The 21,501-nt window shown below is 74.0% G+C and carries 22 protein-coding genes; 11 read left to right on the top strand and 11 right to left on the bottom strand.

What is annotated here, in order from left to right; genetic code table 11:
* Positions 1 to 12 precede the first annotated feature (12 nt).
* On the bottom strand, positions 13 to 810 hold the full coding sequence (locus tag I4I81_RS08185; protein ID WP_218605060.1) for an Rv1486c family protein: 798 nt from the start codon (positions 808 to 810) through the stop codon (positions 13 to 15).
* Positions 811 to 952: 142 nt separating this feature from the next.
* Between I4I81_RS08185 and I4I81_RS08180 the strand changes: the two genes are divergently transcribed.
* The 4 genes from I4I81_RS08180 (at position 953) to I4I81_RS08165 (ending at position 4,298) form a co-directional block, all read left to right on the top strand.
* The gene (locus I4I81_RS08180) at positions 953 to 1,762 is read left to right on the top strand and encodes a DUF3097 domain-containing protein (protein WP_218605061.1); all 810 of its coding nucleotides are present in this window, start codon (positions 953 to 955) and stop codon (positions 1,760 to 1,762) included.
* Positions 1,763 to 1,829: 67 nt separating this feature from the next.
* Entirely contained in the window at positions 1,830 to 2,285 is a 456-nt protein-coding gene (locus I4I81_RS08175; RefSeq protein WP_218605062.1) for an NfeD family protein, read from the top strand.
* 10 nt (positions 2,286 to 2,295) lie between these two features.
* Positions 2,296 to 3,597: an SPFH domain-containing protein gene (locus I4I81_RS08170; RefSeq protein WP_218615932.1), complete on the top strand. Its 1,302-nt coding sequence runs from the start codon at positions 2,296 to 2,298 to the stop codon at positions 3,595 to 3,597.
* Positions 3,594 to 4,298: an SAM-dependent methyltransferase gene (locus I4I81_RS08165; RefSeq protein WP_218615931.1), complete on the top strand. Its 705-nt coding sequence runs from the start codon at positions 3,594 to 3,596 to the stop codon at positions 4,296 to 4,298. The genes I4I81_RS08170 and I4I81_RS08165 overlap by 4 nt, the downstream gene beginning before the upstream one ends.
* Here I4I81_RS08165 and I4I81_RS08160 read toward each other — a convergent pair.
* The 5 genes from I4I81_RS08160 to I4I81_RS08140 all read right to left on the bottom strand — a co-directional run bounded on the left by I4I81_RS08160 (position 4,285) and on the right by I4I81_RS08140 (position 8,400).
* Positions 4,285 to 5,043, bottom strand: a complete 759-nt coding sequence (locus I4I81_RS08160) for an energy-coupling factor ABC transporter ATP-binding protein (protein WP_218602520.1) — start codon at positions 5,041 to 5,043, stop codon at positions 4,285 to 4,287. The two genes, I4I81_RS08165 and I4I81_RS08160, sit on opposite strands and share 14 nt — an antisense overlap.
* Positions 5,040 to 5,804 carry a cobalt ECF transporter T component CbiQ gene (cbiQ, locus tag I4I81_RS08155; RefSeq protein WP_218602521.1) on the bottom strand — a complete coding sequence of 255 codons (765 nt, stop codon included), beginning with the start codon at positions 5,802 to 5,804 and terminating at the stop codon, positions 5,040 to 5,042. Before cbiQ ends, I4I81_RS08160 begins: the two co-directional genes overlap by 4 nt.
* Positions 5,804 to 6,145 (bottom strand): PDGLE domain-containing protein, encoded by a 342-nt coding sequence (locus I4I81_RS08150; RefSeq protein ID WP_218602522.1) that lies wholly within the window; start codon positions 6,143 to 6,145, stop codon positions 5,804 to 5,806. The genes cbiQ and I4I81_RS08150 overlap by 1 nt, the downstream gene beginning before the upstream one ends.
* Entirely contained in the window at positions 6,142 to 6,810 is a 669-nt protein-coding gene (locus tag I4I81_RS08145; protein WP_226363819.1) for an energy-coupling factor ABC transporter permease, read from the bottom strand. Before I4I81_RS08145 ends, I4I81_RS08150 begins: the two co-directional genes overlap by 4 nt.
* Positions 6,811 to 6,927: 117 nt before the next feature.
* On the bottom strand, positions 6,928 to 8,400 hold the full coding sequence (locus tag I4I81_RS08140; protein WP_218602523.1) for an NAD-dependent succinate-semialdehyde dehydrogenase: 1,473 nt from the start codon (positions 8,398 to 8,400) through the stop codon (positions 6,928 to 6,930).
* A gap of 130 nt (positions 8,401 to 8,530) precedes the next feature.
* On the opposite strand from I4I81_RS08140, the gene I4I81_RS08135 reads away from it, so the two are divergent.
* Genes I4I81_RS08135 through I4I81_RS08120 form a run of 4 tightly spaced genes read left to right on the top strand, consistent with a single transcriptional unit; the run spans position 8,531 to position 11,636 of the window.
* Positions 8,531 to 9,700, top strand: coding sequence for an acyl-CoA dehydrogenase family protein (locus tag I4I81_RS08135; RefSeq protein ID WP_226363818.1), 1,170 nt, complete (start codon positions 8,531 to 8,533; stop codon positions 9,698 to 9,700).
* A 14-nt stretch (positions 9,701 to 9,714) separates the two neighbouring features.
* Positions 9,715 to 10,695 carry an acyl-CoA dehydrogenase family protein gene (locus I4I81_RS08130; protein ID WP_218602525.1) on the top strand — a complete coding sequence of 327 codons (981 nt, stop codon included), beginning with the start codon at positions 9,715 to 9,717 and terminating at the stop codon, positions 10,693 to 10,695.
* Between the two features lie 45 nt (positions 10,696 to 10,740).
* Positions 10,741 to 11,064, top strand: coding sequence for an antitoxin VbhA family protein (locus I4I81_RS08125; RefSeq protein WP_218602526.1), 324 nt, complete (start codon positions 10,741 to 10,743; stop codon positions 11,062 to 11,064).
* Positions 11,061 to 11,636 (top strand): Fic/DOC family protein, encoded by a 576-nt coding sequence (locus I4I81_RS08120; RefSeq protein WP_218602527.1) that lies wholly within the window; start codon positions 11,061 to 11,063, stop codon positions 11,634 to 11,636. The genes I4I81_RS08125 and I4I81_RS08120 overlap by 4 nt, the downstream gene beginning before the upstream one ends.
* 130 nt (positions 11,637 to 11,766) lie before the next feature.
* Here I4I81_RS08120 and I4I81_RS08115 read toward each other — a convergent pair whose 3' ends face one another.
* Positions 11,767 to 12,222: a pyridoxamine 5'-phosphate oxidase family protein gene (locus I4I81_RS08115; protein WP_218602528.1), complete on the bottom strand. Its 456-nt coding sequence runs from the start codon at positions 12,220 to 12,222 to the stop codon at positions 11,767 to 11,769.
* A gap of 23 nt (positions 12,223 to 12,245) precedes the next feature.
* On the opposite strand from I4I81_RS08115, the gene I4I81_RS08110 reads away from it, so the two are divergent.
* A complete protein-coding gene (locus tag I4I81_RS08110) occupies positions 12,246 to 13,472 on the top strand; it encodes an alpha/beta fold hydrolase (protein ID WP_218602529.1) in 1,227 nt (408 codons plus the stop codon).
* Between the two features lie 93 nt (positions 13,473 to 13,565).
* On the opposite strand, the gene I4I81_RS08105 is transcribed toward I4I81_RS08110, so the two are convergent.
* Positions 13,566 to 14,735 carry a cobalamin-independent methionine synthase II family protein gene (locus I4I81_RS08105; RefSeq protein WP_218602530.1) on the bottom strand — a complete coding sequence of 390 codons (1,170 nt, stop codon included), beginning with the start codon at positions 14,733 to 14,735 and terminating at the stop codon, positions 13,566 to 13,568.
* Positions 14,736 to 15,039: 304 nt separating this feature from the next.
* Between I4I81_RS08105 and I4I81_RS08100 the strand changes: the two genes are divergently transcribed.
* Positions 15,040 to 15,948 (top strand): SGNH/GDSL hydrolase family protein, encoded by a 909-nt coding sequence (locus tag I4I81_RS08100; protein ID WP_218602531.1) that lies wholly within the window; start codon positions 15,040 to 15,042, stop codon positions 15,946 to 15,948.
* On the opposite strand, the gene I4I81_RS08095 is transcribed toward I4I81_RS08100, so the two are convergent.
* The gene (locus I4I81_RS08095) at positions 15,945 to 17,522 is read right to left on the bottom strand and encodes a bifunctional 3'-5' exonuclease/DNA polymerase (RefSeq protein ID WP_218602532.1); all 1,578 of its coding nucleotides are present in this window, start codon (positions 17,520 to 17,522) and stop codon (positions 15,945 to 15,947) included. The two genes, I4I81_RS08100 and I4I81_RS08095, sit on opposite strands and share 4 nt — an antisense overlap.
* A complete protein-coding gene (locus I4I81_RS08090; RefSeq protein ID WP_275967510.1) occupies positions 17,519 to 19,048 on the bottom strand; it encodes an FAD-dependent oxidoreductase in 1,530 nt (509 codons plus the stop codon). The genes I4I81_RS08095 and I4I81_RS08090 overlap by 4 nt, the downstream gene beginning before the upstream one ends.
* A gap of 71 nt (positions 19,049 to 19,119) precedes the next feature.
* Here I4I81_RS08090 and I4I81_RS08085 point away from each other — a divergent pair, with 71 nt between their 5' ends.
* Positions 19,120 to 19,959 (top strand): LLM class F420-dependent oxidoreductase, encoded by an 840-nt coding sequence (locus I4I81_RS08085; protein ID WP_218602533.1) that lies wholly within the window; start codon positions 19,120 to 19,122, stop codon positions 19,957 to 19,959.
* On the opposite strand, the gene I4I81_RS08080 is transcribed toward I4I81_RS08085, so the two are convergent.
* Positions 19,956 to 21,431, bottom strand: coding sequence for an MFS transporter (locus I4I81_RS08080; protein WP_218602534.1), 1,476 nt, complete (start codon positions 21,429 to 21,431; stop codon positions 19,956 to 19,958). The genes I4I81_RS08085 and I4I81_RS08080 overlap by 4 nt on opposite strands.
* Positions 21,432 to 21,501 lie beyond the last annotated feature (70 nt).

The raw sequence follows: 21,501 nt of genomic DNA, 5'->3' as shown, positions 1-21,501 counted from the left end.
GCCCGTGCGGGGTCAGACGAGCGGACTGGCGGCGAGCACCCGGACGGCCTCGGCCACCGCCGCGCGCCGGGCCACCCGCACCGCGGTCTCGATGGGGCGCAACGCCTCCCGGCGGGCCTCCGCGGCAGAGGCGGACAGTGCGCCGCCGGGCTCGTCGACCTGCGCGGCGGCGAGGATCGCCTCCACCTCGTCGGCGTGCTGCAGCACCCGCAGTGCCTGCCCGGGCATCCCGGCGGGCCACATCGACTCGGGCCGGGCGCGCAACGCGGCGGCGATCTCCTCGCGCACGCCGGGGCGGTGCCGGGCCACGCCGAGCGAGGTGAGGACCGACGCCGACTGCCGCACCTGCTCGCGCAGGTCGCGCTCGGCCTGGTTCAGCGCCACGAACTCCACCGGCGGACCGGCCTCGGGCACCGGGTAGACCGTCCAGCGCACGACGTTCTCGGCGATGGTCGTGGGGACGACACCCAGCCCGGCGTCGACGAACAACACGCCCTCGCCCGCCGACGTCGCCTCGCGGCTGAACGCGCCGGGGCCCGGCAGGCCGCGGACGTCGCCGGGGACGGGCAGCACCAACCGGGCCGGGCCGCGCGGGGAGGCGCGGCGCAGCGTGGCGAGCAGGAACGCCAGCGACGAGACGGGTGAGCCGGGCGGGGGCAGGTCGGTGAGCGCCGCGGTCTCGGCGTCGGCGGCCTGCACGTCGTGCGCGAGCGCCCACGGCCCGAGCGCGTCGAGCACGTCGTCGGGCGCTGCGGCGCCGGCCAACCAGGCCGACGCCCACACGGTGAAGGTCGCGGAGGCACGGGGCACGGGGGCCAGGTTAGCGAGCAACCCCATGGGGTCGCACGCCTGCCGCACGGGTGACCGTGCGCACTCGCCGTCACTGCAGGTCACCGGATGGGTGCGTGTCGGAGCGTCCGCGCGTCGCGCTGCGCCGGTAGAACTGGCGCCCATGACGCGAAGCCACGACTACCGCGGTGCCTTCGGATCCGACGGCACCCGCACCGTCGTGCGCAGGGTGGTCCCCGACGTCCCCGCCGAGCCGGGTCTCGTCGTGGAGGACCACGACGGGTTCTGCGGAGCGGTCGTCACCGTGAACGTCCGCGAGGTGACGCTGGAGGACCGGCACGGGAAGCGGCGGATCTTCCCGCTGCGGCCCGCCGCGTTCCTCGTGGAGGGCGTGACGTCGACGCTCGTCGTCCCGAAGAAGGCGCCGGCGGGGCCGCTGCGCTCGGCGTCGGGCTCGGTCGCGGTGACGAACCACAAGGCGCGCACGGCGCGTGCCGCCCGGATCTGGGTGGAGGGCATCCACGACGCCGCGCTGGTCGAGACGGTGTGGGGGCACGACCTGCGCGTCGAGGGGGTCGTCGTCGAGCCGATGCACGGCATGGACGACCTCGCCGCGGCCGTCGCCGAGTTCCAGCCCGGCCCGAACCGTCGCCTCGGCATCCTGGTCGACCACCTCGTCACCGGGTCGAAGGAGACCCGCGCCGCGCACTCCGTGGCGGGCCCGCACGTGCTCGTCGCCGGCCACCCCTACGTCGACGTGTGGGAGGCCGTGAAGCCCTCCGTCGTCGGCATCCGCGCGTGGCCGCAGGTGCCGCGCGGCACCGACTGGAAGACCGGGGTCTGCGACGCGCTGCGCTGGGGCGAGCCCGCCGACGGCGCCCGACGCGTGCTCGGCTCGGTCAAGAACTTCCGCGACCTGGAGACCCCGCTGATCGGAGCCGTCGAGCAGCTCATCGATTTCGTGACGGGCTGATCACGGTTCGTCGACACGGAAGATCGTCTTCCACCTCGGGAACCGGATCTCTGGCAGGATCGACGGTGTGACCCCGGCCCTGATCTGGCTCATCGTGGGCCTTGCGCTGATCGCGGCCGAGGTGTTGTCCGGGGAGTTCGTGCTCCTGATGCTCGGCGGTGGCGCGCTCGCCGCGGCCGGCGTGACGTTCCTGGTCGGCGGCCCGATCGCGGGTGTGATCGCCTTCGGCATCGTGGCGCCGCTGCTCGTCTTCGCGGTGCGCCCGGCGCTCCGACGCCGGCTGGAGCACCAGATCGAGGACTCCCGGATGCACCACCGGGCGCTAGAGGGCCGCGAGGCCGTCGTGGTCTCCCGGGTCGACGCCGACGGCGGCCGCGTCAAGATCGGTGGCGAGGTGTGGTCGGCCCGGCCGGTGCACGAGGACGACGTGATCGACGAGGGCCGGTCCGTACTGGTCGTCGAGATCACCGGAGCCACCGCAGTGGTGGTCGGGCAGGACCAACCGCCCCTGACGGGGCGATGAGAGGGCGGACATGGATCCCCTGTTGATCGTCGGGTTGCTGTTCCTGGCACTCGTCGTCGTCTCCGTGATCAAGGCGGTGCAGATCATCCCGCAGGCCACGGCCGCGGTGATCGAGCGGCTCGGCCGGTTCAAGGGCACGGCCGACCCCGGGCTGGTGTTCCTGGTGCCGTTCGTCGACAAGGTGCGTGAGCGCATCGACCTGCGCGAACAGGTGGTGTCGTTCCCACCGCAGCCCGTGATCACCCAGGACAACCTGACGGTCAACATCGACACCGTCGTCTACTACACCGTGACCGACCCCAAGGCCGCGGTCTACGAGATCTCCGACTACATCCTCGGCGTCGAGCAGATCACCACCACCACGCTGCGCAACGTCGTCGGCGGGATGAGCCTGGAGGGCACGCTCACCTCGCGCGACGAGATCAACACCGTGCTGCGCGGCGAGCTCGACGACGCCACCGGCCGCTGGGGCATCCGCGTCGGCCGCGTCGAGATCAAGGCGATCGACCCGCCCGCCTCCATCCAGGAGTCGATGGAGCGGCAGATGAAGGCCGACCGCGAGAAGCGGGCCATGATCCTCACGGCCGAGGGCCAGCGGGAGTCGGCGATCCGCAGCGCGGAGGGTCAGAAGCAGAGTCAGATCCTCATGGCCGAGGGCGCCAAACAGGCGGCGATCATGGAGGCCGAGGCGGAGCGCCAGTCGGCGATCCTGCGGGCGCAGGGTGAGCGGGCCGCACGGTACCTGGAGGCCCAGGGCGAGGCGGCGGCCATCGAGAAGGTGTTCGCCGCGATCAAGGCCGGCCGCCCGACGCCGGAGCTGCTCGCCTACAAGTACCTCGAGACGCTCCCGGAGATGGCACAGGGCGGGGCCAACAAGGTCTGGATGGTGCCCACCGACTTCGGCAAGGCGCTGGAGGGCTTCACCCGCATGCTCGGCGCGCCCGGCGAGGACGGCGTCTTCAAGTTCACCCCGTCGGAGCTGGAGGACACCGCCACCACGACCCGTCCCCAGGACGACGAGGAGTCGATGAAGCACTGGTTCGACACCTCCACCAACCCGGAGATCGCGAAGGTCGTCGCCGACGCGGAGGCCGAGGCACGCAAGGAGGTGCCCGCGCTCGGAGCCGTCGAGCGGCCCCGGGTGCCCGATCCGGCGCCGATCGCCCCGCACCTGCCGCCGCCCGCGCGCATCACGTCGAACGGCGGGGCCGAGCGGGAGAGCTCCCTGCCCACCCCGCCGCGAGGGATCCCGCGGGTCGACCACGACGCCCCGGCCCGTCCCGGCTACCCGTCCCCGCCGCCGGAGTCGTGACGCGCGTCCGCACACCGGACGACCTGCTCGATCTCCTCGACGCCCTCCTGATCGACCGAGGGGGCGTCGAGCGGTGGGACGCCCTGTTCGCCGACCGCCCGCGAGCGTGCCCCTTCCTCGTGGACGATCCCGACGAGAACCTCGCCGGGTGGGTCGAGCAGGGCCTGCTGCAGCCGGGGCGGGCGTTGGAGCTGGGCTGCGGGCACGGTCGCAACGCCGTGTTCCTGGCCGCGCACGGCTGGGACGTCGACGCGGTCGACCTCTCCGCGCAGGCCCTGGGCTGGGCGCGGGAACGGGCCGCGGCGGCCGGCGTCGTGGTGACGTCGCACCACCGCTCCCTGTTCGACCTCGTGGTGGAGCCGGGCGCCTACGACCTCGTCTACGACTCCGGGTGCCTCCACCACGTCGCGCCGCACCGCCGCCCGCAGTACCTCGACCTGGTGCGGCGTGCGCTGGCGCCGGGTGGGCGGTTCGGGCTGGTCTGCTTCGGCCCCGACGGCGGCAGCGGGCTCACCGACGCGGAGGTCTACCAGCGGCGCACCCTGGGCGGCGGGCTCGGCTTCTCCGACGGGCAGCTCCGCGCACTGTGCTCCGACGGATTCTGCGTCGAGGAGCTGCGCCCGATGGACCCGTCCGTGCCGGGGCGGTTCGGCGAGGGGTACCTCACGGTCCTGCTCGCCACCCGGGTCACGTCAGGCTGAACCCGAACGGCAGCTCCAGGCGGTGCCGCGCCAGCATCCCCGGGTCGGCGAGGAGCTCGCGGGTGGGCCCGTCGGCCACGACCGCACCGTCGTCGAGCACCACGCTGCGCGGGCACAGCTGCAGGGCGTAGGGCAGGTCGTGGGTGACCATCAGCATCGTGACGTCGAGGTCGAGCAGCACCTCGGCCAGCTCGCGCCGGGCCGTGGGGTCGAGGTTGGACGACGGCTCGTCGAGGACGAGGATCTCCGGCTCGCAGGCCAGCACGGTGGCCAGCGCGACGCGGCGCCGCTGACCTCCCGAGAGGTGCAGCGGGGAGCGGTCGGCGTGCTCGGCCATCCCGACGCGCTCCAGCGCCGTGCGCACCCGGACGCGCAGCGCGTCGCCGGTGACGCCGAAGTTGGCCGGGCCGAACGCCACGTCCTCGCCGACGGTGGGCATGAACAGCTGGTCGTCGGGGTCCTGGAAGACGATGCCGACGCGGCGCCGGATCTCCCGGAGGTTCTCCTTGACGACCGGGAGCCCGCCGACGGCGACGCTGCCGGCCCCGGCGGTGAGGATCCCGTTCAGGTGGAGCACGAGCGTGGTCTTGCCCGCGCCGTTCGGGCCGAGCAGAGCGACGCGCTCGCCGCGTCCGATGTGCAGGTCGACGCCGTGCAGGGCCCGGTGCCCGTCGGGGTAGGAGAAGGCCAGCCCGGACACGGCGAGCGACGTCGTCCCTGCGCGGGTCGTCCCTGCGCGGGTCACGCGGTCACCAGCCCGGTGACGGCCAGTGCGGCGGCGACGACGACGGGGGACAGGCCGACCAGCCAGTTGCGGCGGGTGGTGACGGTGTCGGAGAGCCGGGGCATCTCACCGGCCCAGCCGCGCGACAGCATCGCGAGGTGGACGCGCTCGCCGCGCTCGTAGGACCGGATGAACAGCGCTCCGACCCCACGGGCGGTGGCCCCGACCTGCCACAGGAAGCGGGGGTCGTGGCCGCGGGAGATGCGGGCCAGGCGCATACGGCGGGCCTCCCCGGCGATGACGTCGACGTAGCGGAGCATGAGGGTGGCGATCGTGACGACCAGCGCCGGCGCCCGCAACCGCTGCAGGCCCAGCAGCAGGTCGCGCAGGGGTGTGGTGGCGGCGAGCGTGAGCGAGGTCAGGACGCCGAGCGTGCCCTTGACCAGGATGTTCCACGCCCCGAGCAGACCGGGCTCCGACAGCGTCAGCCCGACGAACTCGACGAACGGTGCCGGGCCGGTGAACGGCAGCAGCACCGCCAGCACGACGAAGGGTGCCTCGATCAGCGAGCGCACCGCGATCCAGCCGATCGGGATCCGGGCGACCGCCCACACCCCGGCGAGCAGTACCAGGTAGCCACCGAACACCGCGAACGCCTCGCGCGGGGTGACCACCACGCAGACGACGCCCAGGAACGCCGCGACGATCTTGACCTCGGCGGGGAGCCGGTGCACCGGCGAGTTTCCGACCAGGTACAGCGGATGGGAATGTCCGGCGCCCACTATTTCGGGCTGCGCTTGCGCAGGACCCAGAACAGGCCCCCGGCGACGACGAGGGTGACGATCACCCCGATGATCCCGGCCGCTCCGACGCTGCCCTCGCTCCCGCCGATCGCGTAGTCGGCCAGCGGGCTGTCGGAGAGGTGGTGGTCCTCTGCGTTCTGCGCGATGCACGTGCCGCCCACCGGCTCGCCCGCGCCGTCCAGGGTGCAGCCGGAGAGTGTGACGCTGTCGAGGCCGTCGGGGTCGGAGCTGGCGAAGTAGGACAGCCCGCCCGCGATCAGAAGCGCGACGAGCAGGAACCCGACGTAGAAGCGGGTCCGGGACCGGGTCGGGGTGCTCACGACAGGCTCTTCTCGGTGGCGGCGGGTGCGGTGCGGAGCAGGTGGACGAGATCGGGCCGGACGGAGGCGACGGCGCCGACGGTGGCCGCGGTGATCACGCCCTCACCGATGCCGATGAGCACGTGGAAGGCCACCATCAGGGTGAACACGGTGCCGAGCGAGGCACCCCCGGCGCCGCCGATGGCGTACTCGCCGACGAAGGCGAGTGCCGCGACGACCGTGTTGAGCAGTGCCGCGACGAACGCCGTGGCCAGCAGCCCGGCCCGGCTGCGGACGGCGAAGCGGCGCAGCGCCAGTGCCACGAGGTAGCCGGTGAACACCCCGACCAGGGCCATGTTCGTGATGTTGGTGCCCAGCGCCGTCAGCCCGCCGTCGGCGAACAGGACCGCCTGCACGACGAGCACGATCGCGATGCACATCGATCCGACCCACGGGCCGACCAGGATCGCGACGAGTGCGCCGCCGAGCAGGTGCCCCGACGCGCCCGGCAGGATCGGGAAGTTGATCATCTGGACGGCGAACACGAACGCCGTGACCAGGCCGGCCATCGGGGCCGTGCGGTCGTCGAGGTCGCTGCGGGCCCGGGTCGCCGCGATCGCGAGGCCGATCGCGGCGATCACCCCGAACAGCAGGGCCGTGGGCGGGCTGACCAGCCCGTCACTCATGTGCATGGCGAGAACCACGTGGCGCCTCCTCGCGTCCCGGACACCCGTCCGGGTGATCGGCCCAGGCTAGGCGCGTGCTACCCGCAGTCGCAAAAGCTGTGCGACTAAAGGTCAGGGTCAGCCCCCGAAGGCGATCCCGACGTACTTGGTCTCCAGGAACTCGTCGATGCCGACGGTGCCGCCCTCCCGGCCCAGGCCGGACTGCTTGATGCCGCCGAACGGAGCGGCCGGGTTGGAGACGAGACCGGTGTTGAGCCCGATCATCCCGGCCTCCAGTCGCTCGCTGACGCGGAGCGCGCGCGTCAGGTTCTCCGTGAACAGGTAGCTGACCAGCCCGAACTCGGTGTCGTTGGCCGCAGCGACGGCCTCGTCCTCCCCGTCGAACACGGTGATGGCGGCGACCGGCCCGAAGATCTCCTCGTGGGTGAGCCGCGCCTCCAGGGGGACGCCGGTGAGGACGGTGGGCGGGTAGAAGTGCCCCGGCCCGTCACCAGGGACGGCGCCGATCTTCACCGTGGCCCCCTTGTCGAGGGCGTCCTGCACCAGCGTCACGACCTTCTCGCGGCCCCGCGCGTTGACCAGCGGGCCGACCTGCACGCCGTCCTCGGTGCCGCGGCCGACGACGAGCGCGCCCATGCGGGCGGCGAGCTTGTCGGCGAAGGCGTCGGCGACCGAGCGGTGCACCAGGAACCGGTTGGCCGCGGTGCACGCCTCGCCCATGTTGCGCATCTTCGCGGCCATCGCGCCCTCGACGGCCTTGTCGAGGTCGGCGTCGTCGAACACGATCAGCGGGGCGTTGCCGCCGAGCTCCATCGACGTCCGCAGCACCTTCTCCGACGCCTGCTCCAGGAGCTTCTTGCCCACCGCGGTGGAGCCGGTGAACGACAGCTTGCGCGCGCGGCCGTCGCGGATCAGGGGCTCCATCACCGCGCCCGCTTTCGACGTGGTGACGACGTTGAGCACGCCGTCGGGCAGGCCGGCCTCGACCAGGATCGCGGCGAGCGCGTGCATCGAGAGCGGAGTCAGCTCCGAGGGCTTGATCACCATCGCGCAGCCGGCCGCGATCGCGGGCCCGATCTTGCGGGTGCCCATCGCCATCGGGAAGTTCCACGGGGTGATGAACAGGCACACGCCGACCGGCTGCTTCATCACCAGGAACCGGCTGTTGCCGGCGGGGGCGACCGCGTAGCCGCCGTCGATGCGCACGGCCTCCTCGCCGAACCAGCGGAAGAACTCCGCGGCGTAGGTGATCTCGCCCTTCGCCTCGGCCAGCGGCTTGCCCATCTCCAGGGTCATGAGCAGCGCGAGGTCGTCGATCCGCTCCATGAGCAGCTCGTAGGCGCGGCGCAGGATCTCCCCGCGCGCCCGCGGCGCCATCGCGGCGAACGACGCCTGGGCCGCGGACGCGGCCGCGAGGGCCTCCATCCCGTCCTCGGGGCCCGCGTCGGACACCTCGACCAGCGTCTTCCCCGTGGCCGGGTCGTCGACGGGCAGGGTGGCGCCGGACGCGGCCGGACGCCAGGACCCGCCGATGAACAGGCCGGTGGGGACGGCGTCGAGCACCCGGGCTTCGTCGGTCGGATTCGTCATGGCCGCGATGCTGCCATCCGGGTACACCGGACGCAGCCCCGCCGCCGTCGCAGCATGGCCACCTTCCTGCCATCTGCTTGCGTGAAGGTGGCCATGCTGCGATCGCGGGGGGATGGCGCAGGATGGATGCGTGACGTCCACGTTGAGCCGGTTGCCGGCGCTGGTCCCACCCCCCACCGAGCTGCCGCCCCGCGCCGCCGCGCTGCGGGCCGAGGTCCGGGCGTTCCTCGCCGAGGAGCGCGCCGCCGGAGCCTGGAGCCCGCGCGCCGACGTCTGGCTCTCCGGCTGGGACGAGCGGTTCACCAGGGAGCTGGGCAGGCGCGGCTGGCTCGGCATGACGATCCCCGTCGAGTACGGCGGGCACGGACTCGGTGCGTTGGACCGCTACGTCGTCACCGAGGAACTGCTCGCCGCGGGCGCCCCCGTCGCCGCGCACTGGGTCGCCGACCGCCAGATCGGGCCCACGCTCATGCGGTTCGGCACCGAGGAGCAGCGGCGGCGCTACCTGCCCCGGATCGCCGCGGGGGAGTGCTACTTCGGTATCGGGATGAGCGAGCCCGACGCCGGCTCCGACCTCGCCGCCGTCCGGACGAAGGCGGTGCAGGTCGACGGCGGGTGGGAGCTGACCGGCACGAAGGTGTGGACGTCCGGCGCGCACCACGCGCACGCGTTCTTCGCCCTCGCCCGCTCCGCTCCGAAGGACGACGCGAACCGGCACGCCGGGCTCTCGCAGTTCATCGTCGACCTCGACTCCCCGGGTGTGCAGATCCGCCCCATCCCGCTGCTCACCGGGGCGCACCACTTCAACGAGGTCGTGTTCGACCGCGTGTTCATCCCCGACGCGCAGGTGCTCGGGGAACTGGGCGGCGGCTGGGCCCAGGTCACGGGGGAGCTCGCGTTCGAGCGCAGCGGCCCGGAGCGGTTCCTCTCGACGTTCCCGCTGCTCACCGCGCTGCTCGGTGAGCTGACGGGGGTGTCGGGCACCGAGCGCGAGGTCGGCCGGATCGTGTCGCGGCTGTGGACGCTGCGGCGGATGTCGCTGGCCGTGGCCGGGTCGCTGGAGTCCGGCGAGGCGCCGGAGCTGGCCGCCGCCGTCGTCAAGGACCTGGGTACGCGGTTCGAGAACGAGATCGTCGACGCGGCGCGCACGCTGGTGGCGATCCCACCGGACCCCGGTGCGGAGTCCGGGTTCGCCCGGCTGCTCGCCGACGCCGTTCTGCACGCCCCTGGCTTCACGCTGCGGGGCGGGACCAACGAGGTGCTGCGCGGGATCGTCGCGCGCGGGATGGGGCTGCGCTGATGGGTTCCGGGCAGATGTCCGAGGTACTCGAGCTCGCCGAGTCCGTGCTCTCCGGTTCGTCGTCCACGGGCACCGACCTCGACGCCGCGCTCTGGAGGGCGCTGGAGGAGACCGGGCTCGCCCGGCTCACGCTGGCCGAGGCGGCCGGGGGGAGCGGGGCCTCGTTCGCCGACGCGGCAGAGGTGCTGCAGGCCACCGGGGCGCACGCCGCGCGCGTGCCGCTCGTCGAGACCGACCTGCTGGCCGGCTGGCTGCTGCACTCCCACGGCATCGCGGTGCCCGACGGCCCGCTCACGGCGGTGGCCGCCGACGGCGACACCCTCACCCGCGTCGCGTGGGCGCGGGAGGTGGCCGGGATCGTCGTGCTGACGCCGTCGGAGGTGCTGCTCCTGACCGTCGACGGGCTGGAGATCACCGCGGGGGCGAACCTCGCCGAGGAGCCCCGCGACACGGTGACCCGGCCCGAGGTCGTCGCGGCCCGGGCCGATCTCGCGCCGGGTGCGGCCGCCGAGTTCCGGCTGCGCGCCGCGCTCGGGCGGGCCCAGTTGCTCGCCGGGGCCGCCCGCGGGGCGCTGGCCCGGACCGTGCGGTACGCGGGGGAGCGGGTGCAGTTCGGTCGCCCGATCGGCAAGTTCCAGGCCGTGCAGCAGCAGCTCGCGCTGGCCGCGTCGGAGGTGGCGGCGTCGGGTGCCGCGGCGTCCGCGGCGGCCGCCACCGCCGACCGCGACGGGTTCGGCGCACCGTCCACCGCGTTCGCCGTGGCCGCCGCGAAGGCGCGCACCGGGGAGGCGGCGGGCGAGGTCGCGCGGATCGCCCACCAGGTCCACGGGGCGATCGGCTTCACCCGCGAGCACGACCTGCGGCTGCTCACGACCCGGCTCTGGGCGTGGCGCGACGAGGACGGATCCGACGCGCAGTGGCAGGCCGAGCTGGGTGCCACCGTCCTCGCGGCGGGCGCCGAGGCCCTGTGGCCGCTGGTGACCGGGACACCCTGACCTGCACCTCTGGGAGATGCGTACGCATCCGGGTACGCTGCGGCCATGCTGCTGCCCCAGGTGCTGTCGTTCCGCGAGTTCCGCGCCGGGCTGGCGGCCACGTTGAAGCAGGTGCAGGAGCCCGACGCCGAGCCCGTGTTCGTGGGTGCGCACCGCAAGCCCGAGGCCGTCGTGATGTCGGTGTCGCACTACCAGCACCTGCGCGACCGCGCGGAGCGGCGCGAGGCGGTGGAGGCGGCGCTGGCGTCGGTGCGGGCGGAGGGGCTGGAGCCGAGCGCTCTGGGTCACCGGCTGCTCTCCGAGGTCGCCGTCGGACGGATCGGCACCGACGAGATGCGCAGCCGGCTCACCGAGCACTACACGCGGTGAGCTGGGACCCCTACCTCGACCTCGACTCCGGGGTCCTGCGCAACCGTTTCGGGATCACCGACCGCGAGGAGCTGGCCCGGGCGGAGTCCGACTTCTCGGCGTCGCGCCTGGTCGATCTGGAGCACGCCGACCTCCCGGGCCACTACGACCTCCCGCACCTGCAGGCCTTCCACCGCCACCTCTTCGGCGACGTCTACGACTGGGCCGGCGAGCTGCGCACCGTCGCGATCGGGAAGGGCGCCGCGTTCTGCGCTCCGGGTGACCTGACCTCGGCGGGCGAGCGCGTGTTCGGGCAACTGGCGCGGCACCGCTGCCTTCAGGGGCTCGACCGCGACACGTTCGTCGACGCCCTGGCCCGGTTACTGGGCGAGATCAACGGGCTGCACCCGTTCCGCGAGGGCAACGGCCGCACCCAGCGCGCCTTCCTCGGCCAGCTCGCCCGTACCGCGGGCCACCCCGTCCGCTGGGCGGCGATCGACCCGGCGGAGAACGTCGCGGCCTCCCGGGCCGCCCACCTCGACGGCGACCGCGCCCCGCTGCGGGCGATGCTGGACGCCCTGGTCGCCGACTGACCTGCGGAACGCCCGCCATCCGGTTCTGCGCACGGGCACGGTGCCCGGACGACGGTGCCACCCGCTGCCCGCGGCCGCACCGCTCGGCGGGTACGGCGTTCCGCGGAACGCGGGTCCGCGCTCCCGGGTCTCAGCCGCCGATCTTGCGGAAGTCCCAGCTGGTGATCTTCTCGGGTACCAGCTTCAGCCAGGCGTGGCGGCCGTCGTGGTGCATGGTGCCGCCGGAGTACCGGTCGGCGAACGCCTGCTCCGGCCCGTCCAGCTCGGGTACCGGCTCCCCGGTCCGCGGCACCTCGCCGACCACCTCGACCCGGCCCCGGATCTCGACCCCGCGCAGCTCGGCGTAGTCGTGCCCGGCGTCGACGACGGCGGCGATCCGCGGGTCCGCGGCGAGGTCGGCCCAGCGCTGGCTGCGCGACAGCGACGTCATCCACATCGCCCCGCCGTGCCAGGCGTACCAGAGCGGGGTGGCGTGCGGGCCGTTCGTGCCGTTGGTGGCGACGCGGACTGTGCGCTCCTCCGCGAGGAAGGCGTCGACCTCCTCCGGCGTCATCGCGATCTTCCGGGACCGTCGCTGCTCCTTCATGATCTCGACGTTAGCCTCCGATGATGGCGGTCACGCGACGGATCCCCGGACTCCTGGTCACCGAGCACGAGATCGCGGTGCCGCTCGACCACTCCGCACCCGGCGGCGAGCAGATCACCGTCTTCGCCCGCGAGGTCGCCGATCCCGACGGCCTCGACCGCCCGTATCTGGTGTACCTGCAGGGCGGGCCCGGGTTCGAGGGCCCGCGACCCACGCGCCGGCCCCCGTCACCGGGCTGGCTGGACCGGGCCCTGGCCGACTTCCGCGTCCTGATGCTCGACCAGCGCGGCACCGGCCGCTCGACGCCCGTCGGCCCGGCGACGCTGGTCGGGCGCACCCCGGCCGAGCAGGCGGCGTACCTGACGTACTTGCGCGCCGACGCGATCGTCGCCGACGCCGAGGCGCTGCGCGCGCACCTGGGCAGCGCCCCGTGGTCGGTACTGGGGCAGAGCTTCGGCGGCTTCTGCGCGCTCGCCTACCTCTCGCAGGCGCCCGAGGGGCTGCGGGAGGCGCTGTTCACCGGGGGGCTGCCGCCGATCGGCCGCCATCCCGACGAGATCTACCGCGCCACCTACGCGCGGGTGCTGGAGCGCAACCGCCGCTACTACGCGCGCTACCCCGAGGACCGCGACCGCTTCCTCGCCGCCGTGGCCGCCGCGCCGGTGCTCGCGTCGGGCGACCGGCTCTCCCCGGCCCGGCTGCGTCAGGCCGGCAACCTGCTGGGCCGCAGCGACGGCCCCGAGCTCCTGCACGCGATCCTGGAGCTGGACCCGACGTCGCCGGCGTTCGCGCACGACGCCGAGTCGATCGGCTTCGCCCGCAACCCGATCTACGCGGTGCTGCACGAGTCCTGCTACGCCGACGGGCACGCGACGGAGTGGTCGGCGCAGCGGACGATGCCGCCGGAGTACGCCGACGACCCCGCGCTGCTGACCGGCGAGCACGTCTACCCGTGGATGTTCGAGGAGCTGGGGGCGCTGCGCCCGTTCGCCGAGGCGGCGGAGCTCCTCGCCGCGCACCCGTGGCCCCGGCTCTACGACGCCGCGGTGCTCGGGGGCAACGAGGTGCCCGCCGCGGCTGCGGTCTACGTCGAGGACCTGTACGTGGAGAGCGCGTACTCGCTGGAGACGGCGGCCCAGGTGCGCGGGCTGCGGACGTGGGTCACCAGCGAGTACGAGCACAACGCCCTGCGCGCCGACGGGGCCGCCGTCCTGGACCACCTGCTCGACCTGGTCCGCGGCCGCCGCTGACCCCCGCCCCATCGACCGGGCCGCACCGCACCGCCGTTGCGGTGACCGCACCGCCGTCCCGGCAGCGGTGCGGTCCGCACGACGGCGGTGCGGTCACCAGAGGCGTTCGCTCGCGATCCGCGCCCCCTCCGACAGCGCCCGGAACTTCTCCCACACGACGCTCGGGTGCACCTCGGGGGAGAAGCTCGCGCGCGAGGAGAAGCCGCAGTCGGCCCCGGCGATCACGTTCTCCCGCCCGACGATCCCGGCGTACTGCTCGATCTGGTCGGCGATCAGCTCCGGGTGCTCGACGTAGTTCGTCGCGTGGCCGAGCAGGCCGGGGATGAGGATCTGGCCGTCCTCGAGCGGGATGTCGCGCCAGATCTTCCACTCGTGCTGGTGGCGCGGGTTGGCGACCTCGAAGGAGTACGCGCCGGCCGGGATCCTCAGCATCAGCGGGGCGACGTCGCGCAGGTCGATGTCGTGCACCCGCGGGCCGTGGTTGAGGCCGTAGCAGGTGTGCAGGCGGATCTTCTCCCGCGGGATGCCGCGCAGCGCGTGGGACAGGATCTCGACGTGCTGCTCGGCGTCGGCGCGGCGCTGCTCGGGCGTGGTCTCCGGGTTCTCCGAGAGGTACTCGATCAGCCACGGGTCGTCGACCTGCAGCAGGAACCCGGCGTCGACGATCCCCAGGTACTCCTCGCGCAACGCCTCCGCGACGGCCTGCAGGTACTCCCCGTGCGAGGAGTAGTGCTCGTTGCGGCCGAACCCGCTCGGGCTCGTCGACGGGAGGAACGCCTCGGTGACCCCGGCGCCCGACCGCCCGGCGCCCTCGATCGCGGAGCGGAGGTTCGCGATGTCGGTCGCCAGCTGCTCCTGGCCGACGTAGGTGATCGGGCCGGTGCAGACCATCGTCGTCATCGGGGAGACCTGCTCGGTGTACTTGCCCAGGTAGCCGGCGTAGTACTCGGGGAACGCGTCGATCTCCACCTGCCACGACGGCGGCATCAGCTTCTCGCCGGAGTCGGCGGCGAAGCCCGAGAGCCGGTCCTTGACGTAGGTCAGGAAGCTGACCTTGCCCATCTCCCCGTCGGTGACGACGTCGATGCCGGCGTCGACCTGCCGGTCGACGACCTCGGCGACCGCGGTCGTGACGCGCTTGGTGTAGCCGTCGGCGTCGTAGGGCCGGCCGTGCTCCTTCTCCCGCATGACCTCCAGCAGGTCACGGGGCCGGGCGAGGCTGCCGACGTGAGTGGTGAGGATCCGCTCGCTGCTGCGCTGCATGGTCCACGGACGCTAGGAGACCCGCGGCGAACCGGACACCCCCGCGTTCCCCGCACGCGAACACCGAGGAGATCCGGGTGCCCGGGTCGTCCTGGCCTCATGGCACGCCCACCCCACCATCGAGGGCTTCGGGCTGAGCGCGTCCCTGCGTGAGCGACCGGGTGTTCCGGACGTACTCCACAGCCGCAGTCGCGACGGAGGCACCGGGGGGACTCGCCGCAGGGTGCTCCGTACGAGTGGTGGCGGCTGCACGACGAGTACGTCTGAGTAACCCGTGGCGCTGTGGCTCGTTCGACCGGACGTGATGCGTCTGAGCCCCGTCCGGATCGCCAAGTCCCTCGTGCCGGCGACGGTCCTCGCGCTCGGCGTCGTCCTGGCGACGCCCGCGGGGGCCGCACCGGCGGAGAGTCCGTTCGCGGCGGAGCCGTTGTTCGACTCCTACGTCGCACTCGGCGACTCGTTCGCGGCGGGCCCGCTGATCCCGCTGCAGACGGGCACCCCGGCGGGCTGCCTGCGCTCCAACCGCAACTACCCGACGCTGGTCGCGCAGACCGGGCGCGTCCCGGACTTCCGCGACGTCAGCTGCAGCGGGGGGAGGACCGACGACCTGTTCGCGCCGCAGGTGACCCAGCTCGGCACCAACCCCCCGCAGCTCGACGCGCTCGGGACCGACACGGCGGGCGTCACGCTGTCCATCGGCGGCAACGACATCGGCTTCGCGACGATCATCTCCGAGTGCGCCACCCGCTCGCCGCGCGAACCGCTCGGCGCCGCCTGCCGCGACTTCTTCACCGGCTCCGACGGCAGCGACGAGCTCGCCGCCCGCATCGACGACACCGCCCCCAAGGTGGGCGACGCACTGGCCGCGATCGCCGAGCGCTCGCCGGACGCCGAGGTGTACCTCGTGGGCTACCCGGCGATCCTGCCGGAGGGGGCCGGCTGCTTCCCGGTCGTCCCGTTCAGCGCGGGCGACGTCGCGTACCTGCGCGACACCGAGAAGGCGCTCAACGCGATGCTCGCCGAGGAGGCCGCCGCGGCCGGGGTGACCTTCGTCGACACCTACGAGCGGTTCATCGGGCACGACGTCTGCACGCTGCCGGGCACGAAGTGGATCGAGGGCCTGGTGCCGACGTCGCCGGCCGCCCCGGTGCACCCCAACGCACTCGGGATGCTGTCGATGGCCCAGGACGTGCTCGCCGCGGCGCAGGGCTAGCGCTCGTCGTAGGAGCCCACGACCCGGGCGGTCAGCGGGAAGCGGACGGGGGTGTCGCCGAACAGACGGAGACGGGCGGTGTCGGCGGCGGTCGCGATCGCCTCGAGGACCGTCGGGGCCAGGTCGGCCGGGCAGTGCAGCACCACCTCGTCGTGCTGGAAGAACACCAGCTCGGCCGGACCGCCGCGCAGCAGCAGGCGCAGTTCGGCGAGCAGCACCAGCGCCCACTCGGCGGCCGTGGCCTGCACGACGAAGTTGCGGGTGAAGCGGCCGCGGGCCCGGGAGCGGGCGGGTTCCTCGTCGCCGGGACGCGCCGGTGGGCAGGTGCGGCCCAGGTGGGAGCGCACGAGCAGGCCCGACTCACCGTCGCGGGCGGCGCCGTCGACGTAGGCCATCGCGCGGGGGAACCGCCGGCGCAGCCGGACCAGCAGCTCACCGGCCTGCCCCGCGCTCGCGCCGTACATCGCGGAGAGCAGGGCGAGCTTCGCCTGGTCGCGGTCGCCGCCGAACTCGCGGGCGGCGAGTGTCGCGTAGAGGTCGTCGACGTCGGGGGCGAGGCCGTGCTCGCCGGACAGTGCGGCGAGCACCCGTGGTTCGAGCTGCGCCGCGTCGGCGACGACGAGGCGCCACCCCGGATCGGCCCGCACCGCCCCGCGCAGCGCCTTCGGGATCTGCAGCGCGCCGCCACCGCGGGTGGCCCAGCGGCCCGACACCACTCCGGCGACGACGTACTCGGGATGGAACCGACCGTCGACCACCCACGTCCGCAGCCACGTCCAGCCGTGGGCGACGTGCAGCCGCGCCAGCTCCTTGTACGCCAGCAGCGGTGTCACGGCCGGGTGCTCGACGTGGCGCAGCTCCCACGCGCGGGTGCTGGTCAGTTCGTGGCCCGCGCGGGCGAACGCGCGGAGTACCTCGGCGGGGGAGTCGGGGTTGACCGGGCGGCCGAACGCGGCGGTGATCTGCGCCGCGAGGGCGGCGAGCCGCGGCGGACGCCCGCCGAGCACCGGCCGCGGGCCGAGCAGGGCGGTGAGCAGGGCGTCGTGGTGCTCTGCGCTCCACGGCAGCCCGTGCGCGGTCATCTCCTCCGCGACGAGGGCACCGGCCGACTCGGCGGCGGCCAGCAGCCGAAGCCGTGGGTCGGTCAGGGACCGGAGCTGGGCGCTGTGCACCGCGACGACGTCGGCCAGCTCGTCGTGGGCGGGACCGGTGTCGAACAGGCCGGGTGGGCCGTCGTCGGTCGGGGTCGGATCGGGATCGGGTACGCGCCCGGCCGACCGCGCCGCCGCGGCGGCCAGCCCGTGCGGGTCGCCGAACCGCCCGGCCGCACCGACCAGCAGCCCCTCCACCAGCTCGACGTCGTGCGCCCGGCCCACACGCACGCCCGCGGCCAGCAGCCGGCGGTAGGTCCGCGACCGGGCGAACACCCAGCGCGGGGCGTGCTCGCGCTCCACCGCCGCGGCCGCGGCCAGGTCCGGGAGCGTCTCGGCATCGGCCAGCGGGGTGCCGTCGTCGGCGAGGCGACGGATCCGCACCGGCCCGTCGCGGCGGCCGGGGTCGAGAGCGACCCTCATCGCCGCGCGAGCAGGCCCCGCTGCGGGATCCCGCGGATCTCCTCGGGCCCGGCGCCGACCTCGTCGAGGATGTCGTTGGCCGCGAGCACCCCGGTGACCGAGGCCCGCTCCATCAGGCCGGTGAGGAACGGCGAGTCGACGTGGTCGCCCGCGATCCGGATCCCCCGGGCGTCACCGGTGACGCAGGGCCGGGTGCCGGCGCCGCCGGGCGGCCAGGTGGGCGCGGTGGCCTCCATGCGTTGCTGCAGGTGCACGACCTGGGCCGCGACGGTCTCCGGCCACAGCGCGGCGAGCTCGGCCCGCATCCGCGCGGTGGCCGTGTCGGCGTCGGGGGCGTCGCAGGCGTAGGAGTGCAGCTCGACGACCGACCCGCCGGTGCGCGCCGCCCACTCCGCCGACGGGCGCTCCAGGCGGGAGTAGATCGTGACGGAGTCGAGCGTGGCCTCGCGGCTCACGGCGTTGAAGGTGGCCCGCTCGGGCAGCACGTCGCGGTCGAGCCACAGCCGGGTGACCGCGAACGGCGGCGCCACCGCGATGGCCGCGGCCTTGCGGGCCAGCTTCGGTGCGGCGACCGACATGTCCGGGGATCCGGCGACGATCGCGCGCAGGGCACCCGGGTCGGTGGCCAGCACCAGGTGGCGGGTGCGCAGCGACGGGGCGGCGTCGACCTCGACCTGCCAGAGGTGCCGGTCGACCGGGGCGATCGCGCTGACGCGGCTGTTCACGAGGATCTCCGCACCGCGGGCCTGCAGGTACGCCGCGAACGGCGCCCAGATGCAGGTGAGGTGGTCGGTGTCGGGGGAGTCGAACGCGATGCCCTCGGGGTTGCCCAGGAAGTAGTAGTGGAACATCGCGATCAGCTCGGCCGCCGAGAGTGCACCCGGATCGGCGAAGAACGAGCGTGCGAACGCCTCGAACAGCATCGCCTGCGCGCGGTCGGACATCCCCAGCGACCTCAGGAACTCCGCGGCGGGTATCTCGTCGAAGCGGGCGGTGGTGCGGTCGCGGTCGTAGGCGAGGAGCTGGGCGGCCAGGGCCTGGTCGGAGCCCAACAGGTCGCGCAGGCCGAGGCTGGGGGAACGGGCGAACAGTGCGAGCAGGTTGAGCGGGGGCGATCCGGGCAGCGACGTGAGGTCCTCGTCGGGCCACTCCCGGGAGATCACCGGGTAGCCGCCGACGGGGCGCAGGAACGACAGCTCCGGGTCGATCCGGCGCAGCACCGCGCGCCAGGTGTAGTAGTGGCGGAAGAACGCGTGGAAGCCGTGCTCGACGACCTGCTGCGTGCCGTCGGGCAGCGTGTGCGGCCACGCCCCGAGCCGCCCGCCCAGCGTGGGGGCGGCCTCGACCAGCGTGACGGCGACGCCGCGCTCCGCGAGCACCACCGCCGCGCTGATCCCGGCGATCCCCCCGCCCACCACGACGGCCTCGGTGCCCGCCGGTGCCTGGCGGGGGCGGCGCGGGTCGGCGGGCACGAGCACCCGGGGGCGCATGCGCAGGGGAGCGGCGCGGGAGAGCAGTTCGTTCACGTCTCCGACCCTATGCGCGACCCCCGACAGCCGCCCGGAATGCCGCGGCCGGGCGGGGGGTTACGCCGGTCATGACGGTCGAACTGGGCAGGTACGGCATCTGGCGGCACGCGGGCGGGCTCACCCCCGAGCTGGCGCGGGAGATCGAGGCTCTGGGTTACGGCGCGGTCTGGATCGGCGGCTCGCCGCCTGCGGACCTCGCGCTCGCCGAGTCGCTGCTCGACGCCACCACGCACGTCGCCGTGGGGACCAGCATCGTCAACATGTGGTCCTCGCCCGCCGCCGAGGTGGCCGCGTCCTACCACCGCATCGAGGCGAGGCACCCCGGCCGCTTCCTGCTCGGGGTCGGCGTCGGGCATCCCGAGGCCACCAGCGACTACACCCGGCCCTACGCCTCGCTCGTCGCCTACCTCGACGAGCTCGACGCCGCCGGGGTCCCGTCCGCGGGCCGCGCGATCGCCGCACTGGGCCCGAAGATGCTGAAACTCTCCGCCGACCGCTCCGCGGGCGCCCAGCCGTACCTGACGACGCCCCGGCACACCCGGGAGTCCCGCGAGCTGCTCGGCGACGGCGTGCTGCTGGCGCCGGAGCACAAGGTCGTGATCGACACCGACCCGCAGCGGGCCCGCTCGGTCGGCCGCCCGTTCGTCCACAAGCCCTACCTGGGCCTGCGCAACTACACCTCCAACCTGCTGCGGCTGGGGTGGACCGAGGCCGACATCGCCGACGGCGGCAGCGACGCGCTGATCGACGCACTCGTCGCCCACGGCGACGCCGACGCGGTGGCCGCGCAGCTGGCCGGGCACGTCGACGCGGGTGCCGACCACGTGTGCGCCCAGGTCCTCACCGAGGGCTACGCCGACCCGCTGCCCCCGATGCGCGCTCTCGCGGAGGCGCTCGAGCTCGGCTAACGGGCGGGATGCACCTGCGGCCCGGTGACGCCGCAGTGGGCGCATTCTTCGATCCGCACCCGCCGCGTCGGCTCGGCGGGGGCGCCCGGCCGCCGGACCAGTGCGAACGCCAGCACGGACGCGGCGACGAGCAGGCCGGCACCGATCGTCAAGGCCGTCCGGAAACCGGATCCGAAGGCGACGGGGTCGGTGTAGTCGGTCCCGCCGATCCCGGCCAGCCCCGGGATCACGGCGACGGCGAGCAGCCCGGCCGCGCGCGCGACGGCGTTGTTGACCCCCGAGGCCGAGCCCGCGTACCGGTCGGGGGCGGCGTCGAGGACGGTCGCCGTCAGCGGGGCGACGGTGAGCGCGAGCCCGGCGCCGAACACCAGCACCGCGGGCAGGACGTGCAGCACCCAGGTGGCGTCGGCGCCGATGCGGAGCATGAGCAGCAGCCCGCAGGCGCTGACCAGCGGGCCGACGGTGAGCGGGATCCGCGGGCCGATCCGCCCGGCCAGCGCACCCGCCCGCGCGGAGAACATCAACATGATCGCCGTGACCGGCAGGAGCGAGGTGCCCGCGGCGAGCGGGGTGAACCCGGCGACGGTCTGCAGGTGCAGGACCAGCAGGAAGAACACGACGCCGAGGGCGCCGTAGATCAGCAGGGTCACCGCGTTGGCCCCGCTGAACGTGCGGTCCGTGAACAGCGCGGGTGGCACCAGGGGATGGCGGGAACGCCGTTCCACGATCACGAACGCGACCAGCGCGAGCCCCCCGATCGCGAGTCCCGCGACGAGCGCGGGCGTCGGACCGGCCTCGCCGAGCCCGGTCAGCGAGTACGTCAGCGCCCCCAGCCCGACGACGGCGAGCACGGTGCCGGAGATGTCCAGGCCGGGGGCGGAGTCCGGGTCGCGCGTCTCCGGCACGTGCCGCAGCGCGACGACGACGATCAGCGCGGCGAGCGGCAGGTTGATCAGGAACACCGCCCGCCAGGTCCACTCCACCAGCCAGCCGCCCAGGAACGGGCCGATCGCCCCGGCGATGCCGCCGAGGCCGGACCACGCCCCGATCGCGGCCGCCCGGTCCGGCCCGTGGAACGACGCCGAGATCAGCGCGAGGCTGCCCGGCGTCAGCAGCGCCCCGCCGACGCCCTGCAGCGCCCGCGCCGCGATCAGCGTCTCCACGTCCGGCGCGAGACCGCACAGCAGCGACGCCAGTGCGAACCACACCACGCCGACCAGGAACACCCGCCGTCGCCCGTAGCGGTCACCGAGGGAGCCACCGAGCAGGATCAGCGAGGCGAGGGTGAGCGTGTAGGCGTTGACCGTCCACTGCAGCGCGGTGAACCCGGCGCCGAACTCCGACCCGATCGACTCCAGGGCCACGTTGACGACGGTGCCGTCGATCATCACCAGGCCGGAGCCGAGGACCGTGGTGAACAGCACCCAGCGGCCCGCCGTCGTGCCCATCCGCAGCTCGCCCGCCGTCGTCATCCCGGGAGCCTACGGCCGGTGCCCCGGCCGGGCCGTGAACATCCGCCGGACCGCCGCCGCGGTTGTCCTG

Source organism: Pseudonocardia abyssalis, assembly GCF_019263705.2.
GTDB classification, from domain to species: Bacteria; Actinomycetota; Actinomycetes; order Mycobacteriales; family Pseudonocardiaceae; genus Pseudonocardia; species Pseudonocardia abyssalis.
This window is presented reverse-complemented; position numbering and strand designations above follow the sequence as displayed.